This is a genomic window from Flammeovirga sp. SJP92 (assembly GCF_001583495.1).
GTDB lineage: Bacteria > Bacteroidota > Bacteroidia > Cytophagales > Flammeovirgaceae > Flammeovirga.
In genome coordinates this window covers 1-22,811 of the sequence record NZ_LQAQ01000117.1, presented here as the reverse complement: position 1 = coordinate 22,811, position 22,811 = coordinate 1, and the positions used below count along the sequence as shown (strand labels likewise).

At 34.3% G+C, this 22,811-nt stretch carries 21 protein-coding genes; 11 read left to right on the top strand and 10 right to left on the bottom strand.

Features of this window, described 5'->3' with window-relative positions:
- Positions 1 to 212 precede the first annotated feature (212 nt).
- Together AVL50_RS31310 and AVL50_RS31305 are read left to right on the top strand one after the other, a co-directional pair.
- Entirely contained in the window at positions 213 to 1,229 is a 1,017-nt protein-coding gene (locus AVL50_RS31310) for a YhcG family protein (RefSeq protein WP_062621792.1), read from the top strand.
- A 485-nt stretch (positions 1,230 to 1,714) separates the two neighbouring features.
- Positions 1,715 to 2,293 (top strand): Crp/Fnr family transcriptional regulator, encoded by a 579-nt coding sequence (locus AVL50_RS31305; RefSeq protein WP_062621790.1) that lies wholly within the window; start codon positions 1,715 to 1,717, stop codon positions 2,291 to 2,293.
- On the opposite strand, the gene AVL50_RS31300 is transcribed toward AVL50_RS31305, so the two are convergent.
- Both AVL50_RS31300 and AVL50_RS31295 read right to left on the bottom strand, forming a co-directional pair.
- Positions 2,290 to 2,976 (bottom strand): DUF4386 domain-containing protein, encoded by a 687-nt coding sequence (locus tag AVL50_RS31300; RefSeq protein WP_062621789.1) that lies wholly within the window; start codon positions 2,974 to 2,976, stop codon positions 2,290 to 2,292. The genes AVL50_RS31305 and AVL50_RS31300 overlap by 4 nt on opposite strands.
- On the bottom strand, positions 2,969 to 3,604 hold the full coding sequence (locus AVL50_RS31295; RefSeq protein WP_062621787.1) for a hypothetical protein: 636 nt from the start codon (positions 3,602 to 3,604) through the stop codon (positions 2,969 to 2,971). The genes AVL50_RS31300 and AVL50_RS31295 overlap by 8 nt, the downstream gene beginning before the upstream one ends.
- Before the next feature lie 530 nt (positions 3,605 to 4,134).
- Here AVL50_RS31295 and AVL50_RS31290 point away from each other — a divergent pair.
- A complete protein-coding gene (locus tag AVL50_RS31290) occupies positions 4,135 to 4,512 on the top strand; it encodes a hypothetical protein (protein ID WP_062621785.1) in 378 nt (125 codons plus the stop codon).
- A gap of 149 nt (positions 4,513 to 4,661) precedes the next feature.
- On the opposite strand, the gene AVL50_RS33220 is transcribed toward AVL50_RS31290, so the two are convergent.
- Complete coding sequence (locus tag AVL50_RS33220; protein ID WP_157491747.1) at positions 4,662 to 4,802, bottom strand: hypothetical protein; 141 nt, start codon at positions 4,800 to 4,802, stop codon at positions 4,662 to 4,664.
- A 618-nt stretch (positions 4,803 to 5,420) separates the two neighbouring features.
- On the opposite strand from AVL50_RS33220, the gene AVL50_RS31285 reads away from it, so the two are divergent.
- The 4 genes from AVL50_RS31285 (at position 5,421) to AVL50_RS31270 (ending at position 9,339) form a co-directional block, all read left to right on the top strand.
- A complete protein-coding gene (locus tag AVL50_RS31285; protein WP_157491745.1) occupies positions 5,421 to 6,383 on the top strand; it encodes a GlxA family transcriptional regulator in 963 nt (320 codons plus the stop codon).
- 73 nt (positions 6,384 to 6,456) lie between these two features.
- The gene (locus tag AVL50_RS31280; protein ID WP_062621781.1) at positions 6,457 to 7,386 is read left to right on the top strand and encodes an EamA family transporter; all 930 of its coding nucleotides are present in this window, start codon (positions 6,457 to 6,459) and stop codon (positions 7,384 to 7,386) included.
- Positions 7,371 to 8,282 carry an NAD(P)-dependent oxidoreductase gene (locus AVL50_RS31275; protein WP_062621779.1) on the top strand — a complete coding sequence of 304 codons (912 nt, stop codon included), beginning with the start codon at positions 7,371 to 7,373 and terminating at the stop codon, positions 8,280 to 8,282. Before AVL50_RS31280 ends, AVL50_RS31275 begins: the two co-directional genes overlap by 16 nt.
- Before the next feature lie 592 nt (positions 8,283 to 8,874).
- Positions 8,875 to 9,339 (top strand): hypothetical protein, encoded by a 465-nt coding sequence (locus AVL50_RS31270; protein ID WP_062621777.1) that lies wholly within the window; start codon positions 8,875 to 8,877, stop codon positions 9,337 to 9,339.
- 287 nt (positions 9,340 to 9,626) lie between these two features.
- On the opposite strand, the gene AVL50_RS31265 is transcribed toward AVL50_RS31270, so the two are convergent.
- Positions 9,627 to 10,727 carry a hypothetical protein gene (locus AVL50_RS31265; protein WP_062621776.1) on the bottom strand — a complete coding sequence of 367 codons (1,101 nt, stop codon included), beginning with the start codon at positions 10,725 to 10,727 and terminating at the stop codon, positions 9,627 to 9,629.
- A gap of 437 nt (positions 10,728 to 11,164) precedes the next feature.
- Between AVL50_RS31265 and AVL50_RS31260 the strand changes: the two genes are divergently transcribed.
- From AVL50_RS31260 to ahpC, 4 genes are all read left to right on the top strand, one after another.
- Positions 11,165 to 11,728, top strand: a complete 564-nt coding sequence (locus tag AVL50_RS31260) for a hypothetical protein (protein WP_062621774.1) — start codon at positions 11,165 to 11,167, stop codon at positions 11,726 to 11,728.
- 478 nt (positions 11,729 to 12,206) lie between these two features.
- Complete coding sequence (locus AVL50_RS31255; RefSeq protein WP_062621772.1) at positions 12,207 to 12,893, top strand: leucine-rich repeat domain-containing protein; 687 nt, start codon at positions 12,207 to 12,209, stop codon at positions 12,891 to 12,893.
- A gap of 20 nt (positions 12,894 to 12,913) precedes the next feature.
- Complete coding sequence (locus AVL50_RS31250; protein ID WP_062621771.1) at positions 12,914 to 13,585, top strand: hypothetical protein; 672 nt, start codon at positions 12,914 to 12,916, stop codon at positions 13,583 to 13,585.
- A gap of 718 nt (positions 13,586 to 14,303) precedes the next feature.
- On the top strand, positions 14,304 to 14,867 hold the full coding sequence (gene ahpC, locus AVL50_RS31245) for an alkyl hydroperoxide reductase subunit C (protein WP_062621769.1): 564 nt from the start codon (positions 14,304 to 14,306) through the stop codon (positions 14,865 to 14,867).
- 153 nt (positions 14,868 to 15,020) lie between these two features.
- Here ahpC and mgrA read toward each other — a convergent pair whose 3' ends face one another.
- The 6 genes from mgrA to AVL50_RS33215 all read right to left on the bottom strand — a co-directional run bounded on the left by mgrA (position 15,021) and on the right by AVL50_RS33215 (position 22,774).
- Positions 15,021 to 16,034: an L-glyceraldehyde 3-phosphate reductase gene (gene mgrA / locus AVL50_RS31240; RefSeq protein ID WP_062621813.1), complete on the bottom strand. Its 1,014-nt coding sequence runs from the start codon at positions 16,032 to 16,034 to the stop codon at positions 15,021 to 15,023.
- Positions 16,035 to 16,187: 153 nt separating this feature from the next.
- The gene (locus AVL50_RS31235; RefSeq protein WP_082796092.1) at positions 16,188 to 16,643 is read right to left on the bottom strand and encodes a T9SS type A sorting domain-containing protein; all 456 of its coding nucleotides are present in this window, start codon (positions 16,641 to 16,643) and stop codon (positions 16,188 to 16,190) included.
- 11 nt (positions 16,644 to 16,654) lie between these two features.
- A complete protein-coding gene (locus AVL50_RS31230; protein ID WP_062621765.1) occupies positions 16,655 to 20,833 on the bottom strand; it encodes a di-heme oxidoredictase family protein in 4,179 nt (1,392 codons plus the stop codon).
- Between the two features lie 665 nt (positions 20,834 to 21,498).
- Positions 21,499 to 21,927: a MarR family winged helix-turn-helix transcriptional regulator gene (locus AVL50_RS31225; protein WP_062621810.1), complete on the bottom strand. Its 429-nt coding sequence runs from the start codon at positions 21,925 to 21,927 to the stop codon at positions 21,499 to 21,501.
- 1 nt (position 21,928) lies between these two features.
- A complete protein-coding gene (locus tag AVL50_RS31220) occupies positions 21,929 to 22,363 on the bottom strand; it encodes a hypothetical protein (protein ID WP_062621763.1) in 435 nt (144 codons plus the stop codon).
- 273 nt (positions 22,364 to 22,636) lie between these two features.
- Positions 22,637 to 22,774, bottom strand: coding sequence for a hypothetical protein (locus AVL50_RS33215; RefSeq protein WP_157491744.1), 138 nt, complete (start codon positions 22,772 to 22,774; stop codon positions 22,637 to 22,639).
- Positions 22,775 to 22,811 lie beyond the last annotated feature (37 nt).

Genomic DNA, 22,811 nt, shown 5'->3' with positions numbered 1-22,811 from the left:
CAACCTCCTTTCCTCTTTCTCCTCCAAGAGTAAGCCTATATTCCTAAGCACATTAAGTTTTTGTGCTTCCGTTTGGACTTTTTAGACAAATATAGATCGTGCCCATTTTGGGCACACACATTAGCTAATCTCCATCTGCTCATCGTAGTTTAGCCAAATCGTTAGCAACTCTAAACTTCCAATAAATTAAAAAATAATTATCTTCGTATCCTATGAAAAATATACCAACTAAAGCTTATCAGGATACTTTATCATTAATTCAAACTGAAATAGAGGTATCTCGTACAAAGGCAGTCATCAAAGTTAATGAAGTACAAATGAACCACTATATGAATATTGGGGCAATAATTCATCGACAGCAAAATGAAAATGGTTGGGGAAAATCAATAGTTGAACAACTCTCTAGAGATCTTAAAAATAAATTTCCAAATACAGAAGGTTACTCAAGTAGAAACCTTTGGGATATGAGAAAATTTTTTTCTAGATATTCTGCAAATGAAAAACTGCGACAGCTTGTCGCAGAAATTCCTTGGGGACATAATTTATTAATAATGCAGAAGATTAAAGATGATGATGAGGCAGAATTCTACATAAAGTCCTCTAAAGAATTTGGATGGAGTAGAAATGTTCTATTAAATCAAATTAAGGCGAATTCTTATGTACGTTCATTAAGTGAGAATAAGCAACATAATTTTAATCAAACATTACCTGAACATCTTTCAGAACAAGCAGACGAGACTATTAAAAGTTCATATTCGTTAGACTTTCTCGGCTTGTCAGGAAGTATTAAAGAAGCTGAGTTAGAAGCAGCAATGATCTCTAAGATAAAAGATGTCTTATTAGAATTAGGTCAAGGTTTTGCATTTATTGGTAATCAATATAAACTGAGTTTAGGAGAAAAAGATTATTATCTAGATTTATTATTCTATCATAGAAAATTACAATGCTTGGTAGTTGTAGAGTTAAAAGCAGGTGAATTTAAACCTGAATATGCAGGAAAGTTAAATTTTTATCTTGAACTTTTAGATAACATTGAAAAAGAAGAAAATGAAAACCCCTCTATAGGTATTCTTTTATGTGCTTCAAAAAATACTTTAGAAGTAGAATATGCTTTAAGAACAGTAAATAAACCAATAGGTATATCAGAATATCAATTAACTAAAGATCTACCTAAAGCATTAAGAGAATATTTACCAGATGAAGAAGAGCTTATCAAAAAGTTGAAATAACAGTTGCCAATCAAGTAGACTACTCCCTCAATAAATGACGGGGAGAGCCTCTCACACCACCGTATGTACTCCGAGCTTCGCTCCCTCATTTCGAATCTCTTCTCATGAAAGTATACTGAGGTTGATTACCGTTCAGTCAACTTTTAGTTGATCTCGGATATAGAAATATATCCTCTCTTCTCTAGACGTTCTAAAGTAATGTTTGTAATAAGAATAGGACTTTGAGAAACTGCCCAACCGCCTGTGCCTCATATGCCTCGCTTCCTGATATCCTTTCGAACTCTCGTTCTCAGGAGTGTACATCAGTACCAACTTTTGCCTTTTGACTTACTTCAGTGCATTCCTCACGAAAAACCACCTTGTCACGTACTAATGCTTTAGGATCATACTCCGCGCATAAGGGATTTGCACCCTCTAGATGATTGAACTATATTTAGATGAATATAGATCGTGCACATTTTGGGCATACACATTAGCTAATAAAAATGGGGAATTTACTCGTTCAATATATTTCAAAATTTATAGATCTAAGTCAAGAAGAAATAGATGCTATGAACCAATATATACCTATCAAAACATTTGAAAAAGGAACTGTAATAATTAGAGAGGGAGAAGTTTGTGACGTTTGTTATTTTAATTTAAAAGGCCTTGTAAGACAGTACAGGACAATAGAAGGTGAAGAAAAAACTACTTTTTTTTATACAGAGGAACAACCCCTGAATACCATAAAAAGCGTAATGGAAAAATCACCATCACTTTATTCCCTTTCTTGTTTAGAAGACACTACATTGGCAATCGGAACAACAGAAGTTGAACAAGACTTTTTTGAAAGATTCCCTCAGTTTGAAACACTTGGAAGGTTGCTCACTGAGCAAAATAATAGTGAGCTTTTGGAGTCATTTGAGAATTTCAAGCTACAAAGTCCGGAGGAACGGTATTTCGATTTACTCAATAAAAACCCATTACTAATTCAACGGGTAGCTCAGTATCACCTAGCGAGTTATTTAGGGATGACACCAGAGTCTTTGAGTAGAATTAGAAAAAGAACTGCATTTAAATCCTAATCATCTTTTACTCCTTTTATCAACAACCATAAACAAAAGGAAAACTCTCCTATCATGGCAACCATCAACCCAGGATACGAAAGTGATTTGTATGCAGGATCTAGGAAATAGATCAAAAATTCAATTAGATGTCCAAGACAAGATAACATCAACAGAATACCTATGATACTCGGGAATTTCCTAGATTTCCAAACCAAATACCCTAAAGGAAGAAGCCATAAACCAAAAAATATTTGAGCAGTAAAATACATATATAAATGTTTTGTTAGTGAAAACATTACATGTGTATGCAGGTCCAGTTGGCTCCAAGCAATAAATTCGTTAGTCAGTAATAGTATAGCAGAAAATTGGTAAAATGTACTCACGCAAAGTAAAACTGAACTTACTAGGGTAAACAGTAAAAACAATAATGACAATGTTCGATTATATTTTGTGAAAATGGAATGAAGTACTACTGCCAATAAGATGTAGCAAACAATCATAACGAAATCACTCAAGACGCCTATTCGGAACAAAAATTCTGAACTAAGAATGTTAGCAACCGTTTGAGTTACGTTCCCTTCAACTATTACAATGGAACGGATGTATTCAGATGAACTACCAAATAGAATAACAAGAAGGTAAAAAACACCTGCAATTCGAGCTCTCCTCTTTAAGGAATTATTTTTTACTATTTCAATCATTTTTACTCAGTCGATCTATGCGTTTTAATATATCTATGGGGCCTTTTGGAAAAAATGCTTTTAACATAAAGTTGGGGACATTCACAGTAGGTGAAATTTTTGCCGTTGTATTTATCTCGACCTTACCGCTAATAAGTTTTTTTATCGTGAAAGTCATGCAATAGTCAGTCAAACGATTTACCCCTAACGAATTGTAAGACGAAGGACTTGCTTCTATTTGGAATGTAGCTTTCTCATTTTCATAATTTATACTAGAAATCATAAAGGCTACACAATCCGAATTTTTAAATGGCCAAGTGGGCTCAAAATAATAGTAGATCAGTGATTTATTTTCTGAAATAGAATCGAGTAATCTGCTATCTTTCTCATTGATTATTATTTTATGATTTCCTACGTTTTTTAGGATGTGCACACATCTTTCAAAATCAACATCGAATTGAGTTGTGGCTTCATACTCAACAAATTTCTTTTTACCTGATTCACTTTTAACAGAATATACCTTACTCTTTACCAAAAAAAATCCATCTGTCGAAGTTTGAACTTTCCAATCAGTTTTAGTTTGAGAAAAAGCTGATAACGTAAGAAGAAAAGTTACCGTTATTACGATTAAAGTTCTGCATTGATTCATAATTTTATACTGCGTTTGTTGTTTGACAAAGAAATACCCTTTTCAACAAACAAGTGATTGACTTAAGTTAAGAAAGTAAAAAAAGCTATAGTCGAGTAAGCTAGGGGAATCTCCCCCCTAACTTCTCACAGAACCGTACGTGAACCTCTCAATTCATACGGCTCTTGTTATGCAGAGTATTATACTACAAGAAGCTATAACCTAGATAAAATAAGTTGGGGTAATCACGAGCTATTTTCCTCAGAAAGCGAGATGCTATTAAGTGACAATTTGTTTTATCCATTATTACTCATAAGCACCAACTTTTGCCGTTTGACTTACTTCAGTGCATTCCTCTCGGAAAACCACACCTGCTAATGCTTCGGGATCGTACTCCGTGCATAAGGGACTTGCACCCTCTAGAAGATTGAACTATATTTAGATGAATATAGATTGTGCCTATTTTGGGCACACACAGTTGCTGCAGTCATCGGTTGACACACCCGCTGACTGCAGTTTAGCTTTTACGTTATGCTTAATTGACTTGCTAGATGGACTTATTTATTCATAAAGACGCTGGAGAAGAAATGGAAGAATTTAAGGACAAAGTTTTTTCTCTGTTTAACATTGAATTGATAGAAGAACGAAAATCCTCTAATTATCCTCCCAATGACAGATATTTTGTAGGGTATGGAAAACTAAAGAATATTAAACTTTGGGATGAAGACAGCGACACATTAGAAGATTACCCATTTGTTCTTTCTCTAAATGACAATAGCTACAAATCTAGCGAATGCGAATTGCCAGAAGACATTATTGAAATAGCGAAAAAGTTAGGTGAAATTGGAATTAAAAACTTTGTCCCAAATGGAAATAGTTATTGGGAAATTAACTGGGATAAAAAAGGACAAGAATTTCCGAATAAATAATGAAATACTATCGCTAATCGAGTAACTGTCCCGCCATAAAAGACGGTCAAAGCCTTTCACACCACTACACATACTCCGAGCTCTACTCCCTCATTTCGAATCTCTTCTCATGAAGGTATACTGCGGTTGATTACCGTTCAGTCAACTTTTTAAATAGAAATATATCCTCTCTTCTCAAAACGTTCTAAAGTAATGGTTGTAATAAGAATAGAACTTTGAGCAACTGCCCATCCACCTTTCCTCGTTCTATTCCAAGCGTAAGCCTGATCATAAGATATTCCTAAACGCATTAAGTTTTTGCATTTCCGTTCTGACCTAGTAATGATGTGCTTGCTCATCCTACCTCATATGCCTCGCTTCGCGATATCCTTCCGAACTCTCGTTCTCAGGAGTGTACGTCAGTACCAACTTTTGCCGTTTGACTTACTTCAGTGCATTCCTCACGGAAAACCACACCTGTTAATGCTTCGAGATCATACTACGTGCATAAGAGACTTGCACCCTCTAGAAGATTGAACTATATTTAGATGAATATAGATCGTGCCCATTTTTGACACACATTTTGTATAAGTAATGGCAGGCGATGTGGTAAATTTTAAGGTTTATAACCCGCTCAAACTGCGTAGTGGTTTGACAGAAAACTACCACGCAATCTATTAGTAATCTTATTATTGCCGTTATCTGAAAGTAAAAAAACGAAATAGAACATTGAAACCTAATTTTATAATTTGAAAAAACGGATTGAAAATATTGTCTCATTGATTGAAGGTTGGAGCAAGAAAAAAATAGTTTTGCCAACCTGCTTCTGTCCTTTGGGCAGTTAGGGTAGCCAACGCACATTGCACACATTTGCAAAAGAGCACAATTTTCCTCACACTCAAATGATAATAAAAAGATAATTGTATGGTATGAAAGAGAAAATAAAAACAATCCATTTTTATATTCCCTCACAAGTAACCATTCTTGATGTGTCCGGGGTTGTACAAGTATTTGAAGAAGCTGTAAATCTTGGATTGAATTATGAATTACAGTTCATCAGTAATCATTCAAGTATACAAAGTTCTTCGGGTATAGAACTTTCTGCATTAAATGACTTTAAGGAGACAAATCCAACTAAAGAAGATTTTGTTTTTATTTTTGGCTCAAGTACACGTAAAATTACTTATCCCAAGGAAGACAAATCCTTTTATGACTGGTTATTAAAAGCTAACGCCAACAAAGCTACGATTTGTAGCGTTTGTACTGGTGCTTTTCTTTTAGCTGAGTCTGGACTTCTAAATAATAAATCATGTACGATACATTGGGATTTAATTGATAGAATGAAAAGAGATTTTCCACATGTAAAAATAGACGAGAATACGTTATTTACGAAATCCGATAATATTTATACTTGTGCTGGGGTTATAACAGGTATTGATTTAGCTTTATTATTAATTGAAGAAAGGCATGGAAAGCAAATTGCAATCGAAGTTGCAAAAGAATTAGTTGTTTATAAAAGAAGACTTGCAACAGATGAACAGCAAAGTGTTTATGTGCAAAATAGAAACCATAAAGATGAAAAAATTCATGCTGCACAAGATTGGATAATCCAAAATCTGGAAAAATCTTCCACTATTGATGATTTAGCAGAATTAGTTTTTGTTAGCCCTCGAAATTTAACGCGTACATTTAAAAAACAAACTGGCATTACAATAGCTGAATACCGCACAAAATTGAGAATTGAAAAAGCAAAAAACCTACTAATCTATTCTGATTATAAAGTAGAACACATTGCCAATTTATGTGGCTTTAAGACATCAAAGCAGTTGCGCATGCTTTTGGAAAAGCATTTGGAAGCATTGCCGTCCGAAATAAAAAACAAACTGTCCTAAAACGACTATTCTTTGTCCTTTTCTCATCATATCACACGAAATATCTTTGTGATATTATTTAAAATTAAAAGTGATGGGTTTACAGACATTGAATTTTAAAATAGTTTTTGCACTATTAGCACTCTATATTGGATGGGGTTCTACTTACATGGCGATTGCTGTTGCCTTAGAATGTTTTCCTCCTTTTTTGTTAGCAGGTATCCGATTTCTATTTGCGGGTTTGATTTTGTTTCTATGGTCTTTGCTTCAAGGAAATGAAATTCCAAAGAAAAAAGAAATACGGAAAATATGTTTAGCAGGATTCTTTTTACTTTTTCTTGGATCGGGCTCAGTTGTATGGGTTGAACAATATCTTAGTACAGGCATTACTTCAATTGTATGGGCATCTTTGCCTATATGGCTTGTTGCAATGGATAGAAAGAGTTGGAAATTTTACCGGTCAAATAATCAACTTATTTTTGGACTACTGACTGGATTCCTGGGAGTAGTACTGCTTTTTTGGGATAATGAGTTAATTCAAATTTTCGAAAATAGAACAATAATAGCCTTTATTATAGCCATTTGTGGGGTAGTTTGTTTTGCTTATGGTTCTCTCTATTCAAAAAACAGTTCGTTTGGAAGTAATACTATTTTAATAGTAGCCATTCAAATGATTTTCGTTGGTGCACTTTCATTGATAATTAGTTTTTTGCTCGGAGAAAAAATGATGTCCAGTCAGAATCATTTAATTTTGGATGCTGTTTTAGGATTGGTTTACCTCATAGTTGTCGGTTCTCTATTAGCCTACTACTCATATGTTTGGCTTTTGAAAGTGTTACCACCATCAATAGTGGGAACTTACACTTATCTCAATCCAGCGGTTGCAATACTTCTTGGGTGGTGGTTTTTAAATGAAAATATTACAAACCAAAAAAACCTTGCATTGGTCTTCATTTTCATTGGAGTAGTTATGGTTAATTATTATAAATCAAAAAAAAGTACAAATTTATGTTTAAACAAATAGTAATAATAGATAAAACTGGTCTGCAGGAATGGGCAATAAAAAAATTAAGTCAGTATTCAGAAAATCCGATTAGGATTTATGATGATATACCAGTTTCAGAAGATGAAGCTTCAAAAAGAATAGAAGATGCTGACTGTGTTTTTGTTTCGTGGAGTACACAATTGACTGCAAAAGTTCTAAGTAATGCAAAAGACCTAAAATATGTAGGAATGTGTTGCAGTTTATATGACAAAAAATCCGCTAATGTTGATATTGACTATGCTGACAAAAATGGAATAATTGTTAAAGGTGTTAGAGATTATGGTGACGAAGGACTTGTTGAATACATCATCGCAGAATTAATCAGACTAATAAAGGGTATTGGAAAACAACAATGGAGACAAGACGCTGTTGAGTTGACAGGAAGAAAAGTCGGAATTATTGGAATGGGAGCGACAGGAAAAATGTTGGCTGACAGATTACAAGCATTTGGTGCTAAGGTTTATTATTATAACAGAAGTAGAAAACCACATGCTGAAAAAGATGGAATTAGCTACTTGCCATTGAAAGAACTGTTAGAATCTATAGAGATTATCTCTCTTCATTTACCCAAAAACACTACTATTTTAGGAGAAAAAGAGTTTAAACAATTTGGGAATGGTAAGATTCTTATCAATACATCACTCGGACTCACATTCGATAAGTCAGCTTTTGATAATTGGATATCTGACCAGACTAATTATGCGCTTTTTGACGGAGATGGAATTGGACAATACAAAAAAGAATTTGACAAGTTTGAAAATATAATTTCATCAGAAGTTGTATCTGGTTGGACAATAGAAGCACAGGAACGATTATCAGAGAAAGTATTGGATAATGTAGTCAAATTTATTAATAATCCAGCTAATAGAATTTAGAATAAAATCTGAAAAGAGGGATAGCTTCCTAAAAGCCCATAATTTCAATTATAGATCTACGAAATACCAATTTTCATTTGTCCTAATACTTCTTTCATTTCCGAAAAAATAGATCGTGTTGTGGCTCTACAGGACAATTTCATTTCAATTGATGTGTTGCAATGATTGAAAAATGGTTCTCTAGGAATGTAATGCTTTGTATCTCACAAACTACAACAAAAACTATCCCTTATCTCCATAGTATTTAAGTAGATAGACGTGATTACGAACTATCATTATTCTATCATAGAGAATTGAATTACATTGTCTTGTGCTATTGAATTAAAAATAGGAGAATTTAAACCAGAATATAGGAGTAAGATGGAGTTCTAGTTGGGAGCATTAGTATAATTATGTCAAAAAGAATAATGAAAACCCAAGTGTTGGAATAATCTTATCTAAAAATAAAGATGAAAGTATTGTATAAATTTCACTTAACCGTAGTACTTCTCCAACGGTAGTTATTCAATTCGTCACAAGATTATTAGGAAAAGAGTTGTTAAGAAATAAATTTGAAGAACTTTTCAATAAGAAGTGAAATTTAAAGTTACTAATGAAATTAGATAAAAACCATATTAACCGATTGAATGATTTTTTAGTTAAGATTCGGCAAGACAGTCAATTATTATTGAACCAATTTGTGATAACTGATAAATATTCTGATTTCTATTCTCAATACAAAGAATTAATCTCTTTTTTGAATCGAATTAAATTATTAAATGATAAGACATTTGATAAGACTGTAGAAGCTTTTCCCAACTTGCCTGGAATAAACTCTACATTATCTATTGGATTAATAAAAATAGGTTCGATAATATTCTTATTAAACCCTTTCATTAGCTTCTTTTTCATCTTAGTTTTTTCCCCAGTGACTTTGCCTTTATTGATTATAATAATTTGGAAAACCATTGAAATAAAAAGTAAACTGAGAAAAATAAATATTCTAGTTGAAAAGATCATTCAATTAGTCGCTTTAAGAAGTGAAGAGTTAACTTATAAAGAAAAAAATATCATTTAATCAAGGAAACTGCCCTGCCACTAAATGATGTGTAGCCCCTCTCACACCACCGTACATACTCCAAGCTCTACTCCCTCATTTCGAATCTTTTCACATCAAAGTATACGGTAATTGATAGCCATTTAGCTAATGCCGTGTACATACAGGATATTGAAATAAATCATTTTTATAATAAAAGTCGAAAAGAAGGATAGCTTTCCAAAAGCCCATAATTGAAATTATGGGTCTACGAAATACCTATTTTCATTTGTTCTAGTACTTAGAGAAAATCTGATCATTTTTTATAATCATCTTTGGGCATGAAGAATATTATCAAAGTGGCGTTCCTCTTTTTTCGTTCCAAGATAGATGGAATAATTCTCTTCTGAGAGCCAAACGACTCTCACACTTTTATTTTTCTCAAGATTCAAATAAAAGTTCTGCGTTACTGTATGTCCTTCCTGCTGTTTCTTATGGAAAAGTTTTCCTTCAGCTTGATGTGCCAACCTGAACTTCTCTTCATTATACGTCAAAATTTCAGGAATTCTTACTGCAGTAGCTTTGTTAAAACTTGGGAAATTAAAATTTTCTAATTTAGTTTCAATCCATGGAGTAACGATTGACATCTGCTTCTGCAAATACAACAACTTATTGTCTCCAGAATCATTCACAACTTGAAGTAATTTATCTGTATTTCCACTCACCCAGTCGTACTGAATTGTGAAAGTGACTAACCATGATGACAATTCATAATTAAAAACAAACTCATCTTTTAAATCAGATAATGAAATATCTGTAGGATTGATCTTCTTGTTGAGGTCTCTTTTCAAGTCACCCTTTGTCAGTTTTCCTTCCGCACCATATTCTCCAGGTACGGCATAGTCCTGAATATTCAAATAATCTTCAATTAGATTTTCTATATTTTTTGCGTTGTCTACATCGCCAAGAACAGTTCCCGAAAGTACTTTTATACTTTGGCCACTTTTCTTCTTGAGATAGAGTGGATAGGTGATAGAAACATTTTCTTTTCCTTGTTTCACCACCTCTCTGACATAGAGTTGTTCAATATCATCTACATCCAAAGAAAACTGTCCTCTCCAAGGCAATGGAGAATGTTTCACACTTAATTGATCGTTCTCCACTTTCACCTCCGTTTTGTTGAGAAACAGACATAGGGTATAATAAAACAATCCTACACCTACTGCTACATGCCCTAATGGAAATACAAACATTAATAAAGCAATAGGTCCATCGCTACCCATACCAATCCCCATGCTGTACCAAAAAATAAGAAAACAATTCCATGCGATTGTAAAAAATATTAAAAAAAAGGCCACAGGACTAAACCATTTAAAGCTAATTTTTAAGGCGTCCCTGTTTTTAGATACATCCAGCTGTTTAGAAGTCATTGTTATTGACGTTAATTGATAAATAGTTACTTTAATACATTACAACTCCAGTTTTCGGCAACTCTTAAATGATATTTTTGTTGAAAATCATATCATCCTCCGAAAACTTCGTATATAATGTAATTATCCTACAAATTAATTATTTTTTTAGCTTTTTAATAATGTAATACGGTTTGTTTATATTTTGAGAAAGTTTTTTTTAAGGTGTTCCGATTATGATAAGTTTGGCAATTATTCTTAAAAAGAGTTCTTGGTAAAGCTTAATTTGGTATTCATTGTTCTCCTAATTGGTCCAATAAGAACTCCTCATAGATTTTTTAAAAACTTTTTCCAATCCTCATCAGAAATCAGAATACTGCAATTTACTTAATTAATGGTTTAAATTGCAGTCAGTTTTCATAGAGAACTATAGGTATAAATAACTTAAAATTTAAGCTATGATCTTAGCTAACAATGGATTTCAAATAAACAATTTTTTAATTCCACCTTTTGAGCTACATGAAGGGGAAATAATTCGTTTGTGTATATATGGAGGTTCACACTTTTTTGAACTTGAAGATCAACTAGTCAAAATACTAACAGGTATAAATCCACATCCTGATGTAACAATACATCAGAAGATGGTATTTGCTGAACCTATTTGGCCACATGGATTTAAAGAATTTATTTATCCATTAACCATCAAAAGATACCTAAAACAACATGCTAAATTTGAAGATCTTAAAATATTTTCAGGGTTAGATGATGTGAAACCTAATACAAAAATCATTACTCTTCCTGGCAATCATAGAAAATGGATATCAATAGCTTCGAAACTCTCTTACAATAAAAATATTATTTTTGATTTAGTTGGGCAAGATCCATTAGGTGCCATGAAAACTTTAGAAGTCATGAAATCATTATCAGAAAAAGGGTATTCTGCTCTCTTTTTAGATAACTTTGATGACCCTGAAATTTCGTTTGATAGAGAGTTTTACATTGAGAAAATATCAGAGTATTAGAAGTTCTTGAACTAGCAACCATGACGATATATGATGATCAAAATCCCCCAGCTACTGTAGAAGGTAAAAAAACATACTTAGAAGATTTACAATTGAGCTTAGTTAGCCTTTTGTAAAAAAGAGGATACAACTCCGCAAAAAATATCAAAAATAAGAACAGAGTTACATTTAATTTTGTAATGGATGAACTAATTAGAGAGGATTATTATCAACCAATAGAAAAAGCGGTAAACTTCATTGAAGAAAATTACAATTGAAATGATTGCAGAAAGGGCACATATTTTCAAAATATCATTTTATAAGAATTTTTACAGCAATGACAGGGAAACGATGGGAAGTTTGTAACAACCAATATTAGCGTATATATGGACAGTAGGTTTGATAAGGTTATTGAAAAGTTCTTAAAGAAATAAAGAAAGTATTTCAAAATTATAAACCCTACTGATTCAGTCAGTGAAAAGAATCAATCAATTAGAATATGGATTTAGAAGAAGTAAATAAAATAATACTTGAAGTAAAAAAGCATCGTCTAAACTCTGTTAGTTTAGTAAATTTCAAAGGTGAAATTCCTGAAATATTGTATGATTTTGACTGGGTGAAAAAACTTTATTTTTTTGAGTGCCCTAAAGTTAAATTGTCTTCAATCGCTAGAATGAGTAATTTAAATGAGTTACATATAAGGTACTGTAAACTAGAATCTTTTGTAGATCTAAGCGACCTAAAGAGCCTAAATGAACTTAATTTAGAAGGTAATGATTTAACTAAAATACCTCCCAACTTACCTAGTTCTATTACTAGTTTTGATATTTCTGAAAATGAGCTTGAAGATTTAGATAATGTTTTAAACCTTGGAAATCTAATAGAATTATATGCAATTGAAAATAAAATAAAAAAGCTTCCTAACTTTAATGGATGTCCCAACATAGAACTTTTTGATGTAAGTAACAATGGAATAATTACCTTCCCAAAAGAGCTTTTTGATCATCATTTAGAAAGAATAAAAAAGAGTGAACTAGATATACATATAAGTGGCAACCCCTTTATTGAAATATTTGAACTCGAGGAAAGTAAATATAGTTATAGATCAGACTGGGGGCATGTTGAAGGAGTATCTCATTCTAAATCTTTATTTGAAGATTATAAGCGACTTTATAAAAGAATATAAAATTAAGAGAACAGCGAACAATGAAAATTCCTATTATACTAGTATTCATTTTATCTTCTATAGCAAGTTGCCACCCCAAATCGGACTGTTATCAAGGAAGAAAAATTATGAAGGAGATTGAGGTAATTGTGAAATATGGGAAGTTAAATACTTTAGTTTTCACTCAAGAAAATGGAAAAAAATATGTTGCTTGTAATTTTCCAGATTCTTTAATAGTCAATCAGAACTACAAAGTAATCTTAAAACTTTTAAACAAAGAGCAAAATGAAAAATGGGTAGGTCAACCCTGTGAGATTGTAACGTTAGAAATCCTAAATGAACAACATTTTGAATCTCTTAAAAAAGGTCATCGAACATTATTTGTTGGGGGTAGAGGAAAAACAGATAAAGATAAAAGCATTACCAATGGTATCTATGTCACAAAAGTTTCTGATGCTAAAATTAAATATACTTTTACAGAATTGATTAATTGGAAAAAACAAAGAGAAATCCTTGGTGAGGCTATACTTCAAAAAACTAAAAACGATAGAATTGAGGTTCAAAACAAAGAATATGAATCTGCATTTCGTTTCTTTGACACGAAAAATAACGTAGAGATATTCATTACAAAGGAATTTAAAATTCACCAAGCAAAAGCAAAATTTGTTGAAATTGACAAATCGAATATTTCTGGATTAATGTATAATAAATAACAAAATAAGATGATTTTACTATCTAATGGAAATACAAGTACGATTATCATTATACTTTTAATAGTAGGACTGACTTCAACTTTTCTATTCATAATTTTATTTAGGTTTTTGAAAAGAATAGTAGGAAAATCTCAGCTAATATTTATATCAAAAAATAGAACTATTATAAGTCTACTTATTGCTCTTGTAATTATTATTTCATCAATTAGAATTATTTATTCTTCGATAATTTACTTATTAGGTGTATCATTCGACGCCTCTTTCCATCAAAACCTAGAAGTCACTCTTACGGAGAGTAAAAAACTTTTAGAAATAAACCCGATTTAGTACTTTAATAATAGTAAATCAACATAGTCATATGAAAGTGTTTCTTTGGTTCACAAATATTCTTTCAGGAATTGTAATTATGTTCTCTTTAATATTAATAATTCTTGGTAATCAACCATGTTCTGGTGATTGTTGCATGATACACCTTCTTTATATCATTGGTTTTCCTATGTTAATTCTTTCAGGGATAATATTCTATTTTACCATGAAAAAAACATGGATGCAGAAATTGAATGATTAGAAGCAATCAGGATTATATAAGAATAATTTATATCGATATAAAAACAATCAATTTTACAAATACCTAAACCCGCCGTATGTTTGTAATGTAATCAATCGGAAAGCGGTTGAAAAAACTGAAACAAACATCAATCAAAAAAATATAAAGACTATGTCACAAATCGGAAAACAAGTAGTAGATTTTAAAGTACAATCTTTCGAAAACAACGACTTCAAAACAGTTACTAAAGAAGATATTTTAGGGAAATGGTCCATCTTCTTCTTCTACCCTGCCGACTTCACTTTTGTTTGTCCAACGGAATTAGAAGACCTTGCTAACCTTTATGAAGATTTCAAAGCGACTGGTACTGAAATTTACTCTGTTTCTACAGATACTCACTTTGTACACAAAGCATGGCACGACACTTCTGAAACCATCAAAAAAATCAATTACCCAATGCTTGCAGATCCAACAGGTGTGCTTTCAAGAGGTTTTGAAGTAATGATTGAGGAAGACGGAATGGCAGAAAGAGGTACTTTCATCGTAAACCCTGAAGGAGAAATCGTTTCTTATGAAGTTGTTGCTGGTAATGTGGGTAGAAACGCTGAGGAGTTATTGAGAAAATTGAAAGCATTACAATTTGTGGCAGAAAACCCTTCTGAAGTTTGCCCAGCAAAATGGAAAGAAGGTAATGATACATTGAAACCAAGCATCGATCTTGTTGGATTGATCTAAGCTGGATTTATTATACACCTAAGCATTAAAACATTTGTAATAGTTATATAAATAATAGTTTGCTTTAACCTAATAACCCATTATCATCAAAAAATCCCACTCGCGTAAGTGGGATTTTTCTGTTTATAAGTACTAAGCCAAAATCGTATCTTCTTATTCTAAAATCTGTGCGATGGTACTTTTCTCTTCTTCTGAAAACTGTAATTGATCTAATGCTTTCACATTTTCCTCTAACTGTTCCGGTGAACTTGCTCCCACTAAAACTGTTGTAACAGCAGGGTTATCCAATAACCAAGCAATAGCCATTTGTGATAATTTTTGTCCTCTTTGCTGTGCAATTTCATGCAACGCTTTGATTTGATCCAGCTTTGCCTCTACTGCTTCTAAATTAAGGTAAGTGTTGTCCTTTTTCGCTCTTGAATTTTCTGGAATTCCGTTGACGTATTTATTGGTCAACATACCTTGTGCCAATGGAGAGAATACAATCGAACCTAGATTTAATTCTTGTAATTTTGGTAAAACTTCCTCTTCCACATCTCTTTCAAACATGGAATATTTAGATTGATGGATTAGCAACGGGGCTCCCATTCTTTTAAGTAATTCAGAGGCTTTCTGTGTCTCTTCCGCACTATATCTTGATAAACCAATATACAATGCCTTCCCTTGTTTTACCATTTGAGCCAAAGCCCCCATAGTTTCTTCCATTGGTGTTTCCGGATCAGGTCTATGGTGATAAAATACATCAACATAATCCAAACCCATTCGTTTCAAGCTTTGATCCAAACTTGCTATCAAGGATTTTTTAGAGCCATTATTTCCATAAGGTCCCGGCCACATATCATACCCCGCTTTTGAGGCAATAAAAAGCTCATCACGATACGGTAAAAAGTCTTTCTTCAGAATTCTGCCAAAATTCTCCTCAGCAGAACCGTATGGAGGTCCATAATTATTTGCTAAATCAAGGTGTGTGATTCCTAAATCAAATGCTTTACGCAGGATATTTCTTGCATTGCCAAAATGATCATTGAAACCGAAGTTATGCCAAAGGCCCAGTGAAATACGGGGCAGAAGTATACCGCTTTTGCCACATCTTTGATATTGCATGCTTTCGTATCTTCCTTCATTAGGAAAATAAGGAGCTACAGGTGCTTTATCGTGAATATTCATCTCATCGTTGTTTTGTTCAGCCATGAAGATACAACAAGCCCTTCTTTCTCCCCAATTAATTTATGTTAGAAAATTGATGGAAATAAAAACGGCCACGCATACACGTAGCCGTTAAGAGAGAGATAATTACACGTTTATTAAAAGGTTAAACAATTATTTATAACTGACCATTAACTTCTTGGTGATCGTTTGGCCAGACTCGTCTGTGAAAGACAGGATATATATACCAGTTGTAAATTGTAATGGATTGCCAACTTGGAACAGCGATTGATCATTGACTTCAAATTCTTCCACTACACTTCCCAAAGGGGAGAAGATACGTACTTTACCTTTGATTTTCTTTAGCGTTTCAACCGTAAATACACCCGTCTTACTTGGGTTTGGATATACAGTGAATTCTAAAGCGGAAAGCTCTTCTACCAGTGAATTCGCTTTTCTTGAAGATGAACTACAAGCATCTGCTTCCGCTTGTGTTTCAAAACATTGAAGGCACCCTTGGAATGGTCGGCAAGGAGGACATTTCAATGTCAATGAGGATACATTTTGAGCAAAACTCATGGAAAAGCTCCCAAGTATCATCACTAATGTTATATAGATTATTCTTTTCATTTACTTATCAATTATAGTGTATTGATGAACTTAACGATCTTGGCTTTTTCCTCTGCTGATAATGCATTGTAAGCATCACGGACAGAAGTTGCTTCACCATTATGCTTTTGGATAGCTTGCTCAATAGTTGTTGCTGAACCATCATGCATAAATAAGGTAGCTTTGCCGTTTCTTTCTAAGATTTCCAAGTTTCTCCCCAGTCCCCATAATGGAGGTGTTCTGAACGTACCGCCGTTTACATCGTGTGTTTTCATATCAGAGAATGGTCTGATGTAAAGGTTTCTGAACTTCTCTGGTGCATCACTTCTCGTCTTTTGAGTTTCTTGGTGACAAGAGGCACAACCTACCTGATCGAATAACAAGTGACCGTCCACTACATCCTGATCTAAATAAGCTGCGGCATTTCTGTTAGGCACCGTCAAGAACTCAACATAAGCCACCAACTGTCTCATTTCTTCAGCACTCAATGCCGTTGCAGGATCTACTTTGTGATCATTGACCAAGGCATTTTTCACTTGCTGTTCCACCGTTGCTACATCACCATCCCATGTTAAAATAGCTTCAGCTCCTTCTATGTATTGTAAAATACCAGAACCGAAAACTGGAGGTGCAATTCTTGGCCCGTCAGGCGTTTCCACCAATTCAGATCCTCTACCGTCTCTAAAGTGACAATTTTGACAAGATTCTTCTCCAATTTTCACAGAACCAAATACAGGTCTTGAAGCAATAACCTCGTGTTGATCAGTCAAACCATGGAAAATATGATGTCCTTCTAGGAAGTCATCTACATCATCTGTGGATGTCAAAGTAGTGAGGTGCTGAGTGAAAATGGCATCTTGCTCTAAATCTACATGTGACCCTGCTGTTGAGAATTCCATCGTTGTAGAAGCATCACCTGCCATAGTCAGACGAGGATCGGCAATAGAAGTTGAGAAGCCTTTGCCTACCACGATATGCTGGAATGTATTGTACGTTTGAGAGCTGATTCCCGGACTTGAGCCAATCGTAATTTCATAGGTTACTACATTACCATAATCCACTTGATCACCACAACAAGTGTTTTGATTATAAGCATAGGCAGGATTTGAATTATAAATAAGGCCATTGTCAAATGCTTCTATCCTTAAAATATTAGGAAGATTGGCATTGATCGTAGTACCATTTCCACCTGTGGTTACTGTAGTAGAGTAACGCTCTAATGCTCTTAATTGAGAAGAGTTATTTTGAGAGTTGAAGATCAATTCAGTGTTACCATCATGTGCTCTTGGGTGTCTGAATCTCATCCAGTTGGCAGAGTTTGATGTAATAGTCGGCTGTTGTGCTGGATCGATTCTATCATTCGGCTCTCTTTCATCATACTCAAATAAAGCAGAGTAAACGATTTGAGTACCTAAATCATCACTTGGCAAGCCTGCTTTTTTATATCTAAAGTAATAGTAATACTTATCATAACAGTTGGCTGGCACTTCTACCTGCATCACTCCTTTTGAAACATCTGTCATTTCAGCCTCATAATATTCTTTTTGATTACAAGAACATACAAATGTCCAATCATGGTCTCCAGGCCCATCATATACTAAGCCTACTCCGCCTACAAAGTGCGATTGTGCCCATTGGAACAATACAGACTCACCGGCTCTTACCTCAATTGATCGTCCTTCGATATCGTGCGTCCAACCATAAGTACCAGGAGTTCTACCATTAATTGGTGTTTTCAATGCTGGCATCATATACTCGTGGTCTGGAAGTTTAGGCAATCGATCTACAAGTGCTAAAGACCAAGGACCTACATTATGCCCTTTTATATCTGTTGTGGATTGATCTTCAATATAAAAGTATAATTCTTGTCCGTCTAAAGTCACTTGATATTGATCTGTACAATCAATCTGACCAAAATAAACCGCTCCTACTGAATTTGTAATTCCACCAGGGTTATTCACCAATTCTGGATCTTCCACCAAAACAGGAGGCCAAGCTTCTAAGCATTCTGTAGTTTCACAAGTGCCAGAAGTAGTGTACATCGCTCTACCTGGACTAGATGAACCTGAAGCTCCTGCTAAATAGGCTCCTTCTTGTGAATTACTCAACACTGTTAATACTGGATCAGGTAAGTTAGGTTCTTCTGTTCCTCCAGAAGTTCCAGTTTGACAAGGCGTACTGTCTACCCCTTCACCTACCTGTACTTGAATGCTATGAATACACTGTCCTGTAGGGTAATTGTCTCCTTGGATTCTTACTTCAAGTGTATAAACTTCTCCTGGAACCACTACAGATGAAAAATCTGCTTCATAGCGATTGCCTTTATCTGAATTTCGGTTCACACCACCTTCAGCTCCAGCACCATTTAATGAGATCACAAAGAAAGATGGGGAATGAGACACATTTTGATGATAAGCTACTCCATCAGAGTTTAATCCGAAAATAAAGTTATCTCCTTCTAACTCTGGACCAATCGGTTGGTCATCACATGGATTACATACTTCAGAACAAGAACCTCCACAATCAATACCTTCTTCGTCTCCATTTTTAATTCCATCACTACATGTAGGAAGAACTACTGTTGAAGCTGAGACCATATGCCAAGTTCCAGTAGGCTGATCCCCGTTTGTATCTCCAGGTTGATTGTCCCCTACATAAAAATATAAAGGTTGATCATTGTAGGTCAACTGTAATGTACCATCGCAACGGCCACTTAATCCAAAAGTACCATCAAGTTGTTCTGGTAAGTTTGGAATCTCTAATAATTCAGGATTATCAACTAAAACGGGAGGCCAATTATCGACACAATTCCCTTCGCATTGACTGAATTCATCTGTGTCATTATCCCAAGTGTAAATTGTGTATCCATCTTGAGAAGAACCTGAAGCACCAATTAGAATCACCTCATCCCCTTCTGTTCTAGCACTTACCAGTGGTGCTACGTCCGGAGTACAATCACATGATCCACCACAATCCACAGCCGTTTCATCTCCATTCTGAATGCCATCTCCACAAGAATGTGTGATTTCAAAATTAGCTGTAATTGATACATTTTGTGCTGGCATTGTGATCGTGGTATTTGGAGCATTCACATCAGCGATTCCTGCCACATCACCAGTCCATTCCGTAAATACAATCCCTGTACCTGCAGCAACAGGTGGTTGTTCCCATTCGATAGTAACGACTTCTCCTGCTTCATATTCACCATCACCTGAACCATTTTCAACGTTCAAAGCATAGGTTTCAATACAGATTTTTGGACAATCACCTCCACAATCAATACCTGTTTCGGTACCGTTTTGAATACCGTCAGTACAAGATGGTACAAGCTCTCCTGTAAATATCACTCTATCCACATTTAAAGCGGCATCACCACTTTGGAATTGCACATCAAAAGTGGCTCCTGCAGGAACATTTACGTTTGCACTTACGGATTGGTAATTTCCAACCCAAGCTCCTGTTGAAGAGAAATTGACATCACCGGCATCACTACCATTGACATAAATAGAAATTTTACCGCTTAGTTCTGAAGCATAAACAATTTCTATTGTAGTGGCAGAAGGGGCATTTGTGATACTGAAACCAGCACCTATTTCAGAAATATAGGCAACACCTTGTCCACCACTTGCTGTACCGTCATTATAAACAGCTGCACTGCCTAATATTGAGCTCGTTTCAGCTTCTACAGTATTTGACGTTGGAGGAGGAGTGGTAATACAGGGCTCGCAAGAACCGCCACAGTCTACTCCTGTTTCATCTCCATTTTGAATCCCATCATCACAAGTGGGCAATGGATCGGGATCAGGATTATTACCCGAATCTCCTTTTGCAACAGCAGTCACCGTATATTGGGGTGAAATATACTGTCCATTTGTTGCTGAAATTTTTAATTGGATAGTGTAATCACTTCCTACGGAGGCACTAGCGATTTCTCGTTCCCAGCGACCATCCACTAAAGCACCGCTTCTACAATCGGCATCAAGACAGATGTAGTTCCAACCGTCTGTCCATTCGGGTTGGTTTTCAAAATAGATGATTCCCACACCATTTTCCACTTCTACTCCATATTCTTGAGCTTGTGTAAAAGAACTAACAAATAAGGATAGTAAAAAAGTAGAGAAAAGCGTTAGCAATTGACCGTTTTGCTGGTAAAAACGGTTTTTAGAATAAGCCTTGGAAAGCCTATTCCATTGAGTAATTAATTCATTCATTTTTCTGTTATCGTGTAATAAATTGAGCTACAGCGTTTGGTAATACAGTAGCAATAGTTCCTCTAAATGTATCACACGTACTATGAAGATTTGTAATCTAGATCTACTACAAATCTACTTGCACCCACTACTTTTTTGATACGCTATGAAAAATGAAAGAATTGGTAAATCGTCAGCCTACTCACTAAATCTAATGATGGATTAAGTGAGTTTTGAAGTAAAAAAATCAGGGTATTATTTATCAATAGATACGCCTAAAGTACTTATAAACAATGTTTTTATTGAAAATATGAGATCAATTGCCTCGAAAATAGATTTTATGGGATTAAGACTATTTAGGAAGCTGTAGTAATTTGAAGTAATGATTATCTGCTCATTTCTTTTAAAGAATTAACCCTTCTTTTTTATCATAAAAATACTTTTTGAGGAGTCCGTCCTTAAAAGTTAAAATGATTTATTGGTAGATAATCTACTATGCTCGAAGTTTAATATTAAGAAAATATCAGATGTTTACTTCTTTGCTGTTAACCTTTAATATTACTGCTTATCCATACAAAACGTAGCAGGCTACGTGGCTACGGAAGGCATTCTACTTAATTTCCTCCTGTAGACGCGTAGCCTGCTGCGCTACATTATTTCTGGATTTTAATCCAGTTTATGAAAAACTAGGATGACTTCAACATTTTCTCCAACACCTCTTTCACTTTCATCATATCATCTTTATTGATATTGAGACAACCTAAGGTTTCCATTAATTCATTTGGAATTTGCACCGCTTCCTTTTGAAGTTCCTTTCCTTTTTGAGTCAAAGAAATGGTCACTACACGTTCATCTTCCTTCGAACGCGTTCTTTCAATTAATGCATTGGTCTGCATCCTTTTTAATAATGGCGTTATGGTATTGGTTTCCAGAAGAAGTTTTTCTGTGATTTCCTTAATGGGAATTCCATCCTTTTCCCACAACACTAAAAGCACGAGATACTGAGGGTATGTGACCCCCAATTTATCCAACATTGGTCGGTATTGTTGAGTGATAAATCGGGATGCCGCATACAATGGAAAACAGAATTGGTTATCAAGTTTTAATTGCTCCATATTATTGTGCATTTTTTCTTTCTCTTAAATATTTCCATCCGCCAGAAGACCATAATGCCCACACTACCAATAAGGGTTGGAATAATAAACGAATAAAACGTTTTGTATCTGTATTCAAGCCAAATGAATCAATGTGGTTGACATATTGATTGATATTTCCGGGGAAGATCAAAATAAAGAAAATTCCTAATGCAATGCCTGTTTGTACTTTAAAGTTTCGTCCGTAAATCATTAATAATGCAAAAGCAATCTCTACCACACCAGAAGCCAATACCACAAAATCAATAAAAGCTGGATCAGTGGTTAACCATGTAGGTACTTGTGCTTGAAAAGCAATACGGCGGAAAGTCATATGGCCAATGCCTGCATAAAGCATTGCAGCCCCTAATAATACTCTAAAAATGTTTTGTACTGTAGATGTTTTTACCTGTTGCATAATTTATATCGTTTGTATTTATATCGTTCACGATACAATTATAGATGAATATTTATTCACTTCAAAATTTAGGGATGATTTTTCAATGAAAAAGACTTATTAAGTACAAAAAGTCAAAAATAAATTATAGTTAATTCTAATTTATTTTTTGTGAGTACAACGCTAAAAAACGTATTAATAGTGGTTCTATTAATACGTTTTTTGAAGGAAGGAATCGCAAAACAATAAATAGAATTAGTACACTGTAAACTAAGTTTTCGTTATTTGTGGCATTTAGAAATCTGGAGATTTCTGATGATATGAAGGACACGAATGACGCTTACGCTTAACATTCGCGCCAGTGGGCTTTCTACCATTATAGTCTGGTAGTACTCCCCCTGGCATTGAAGGGAAAAGCGTTAAGAATTTCATGAATTGAGCCGTTTAAAAATGATTTTCTTGTCTGAGC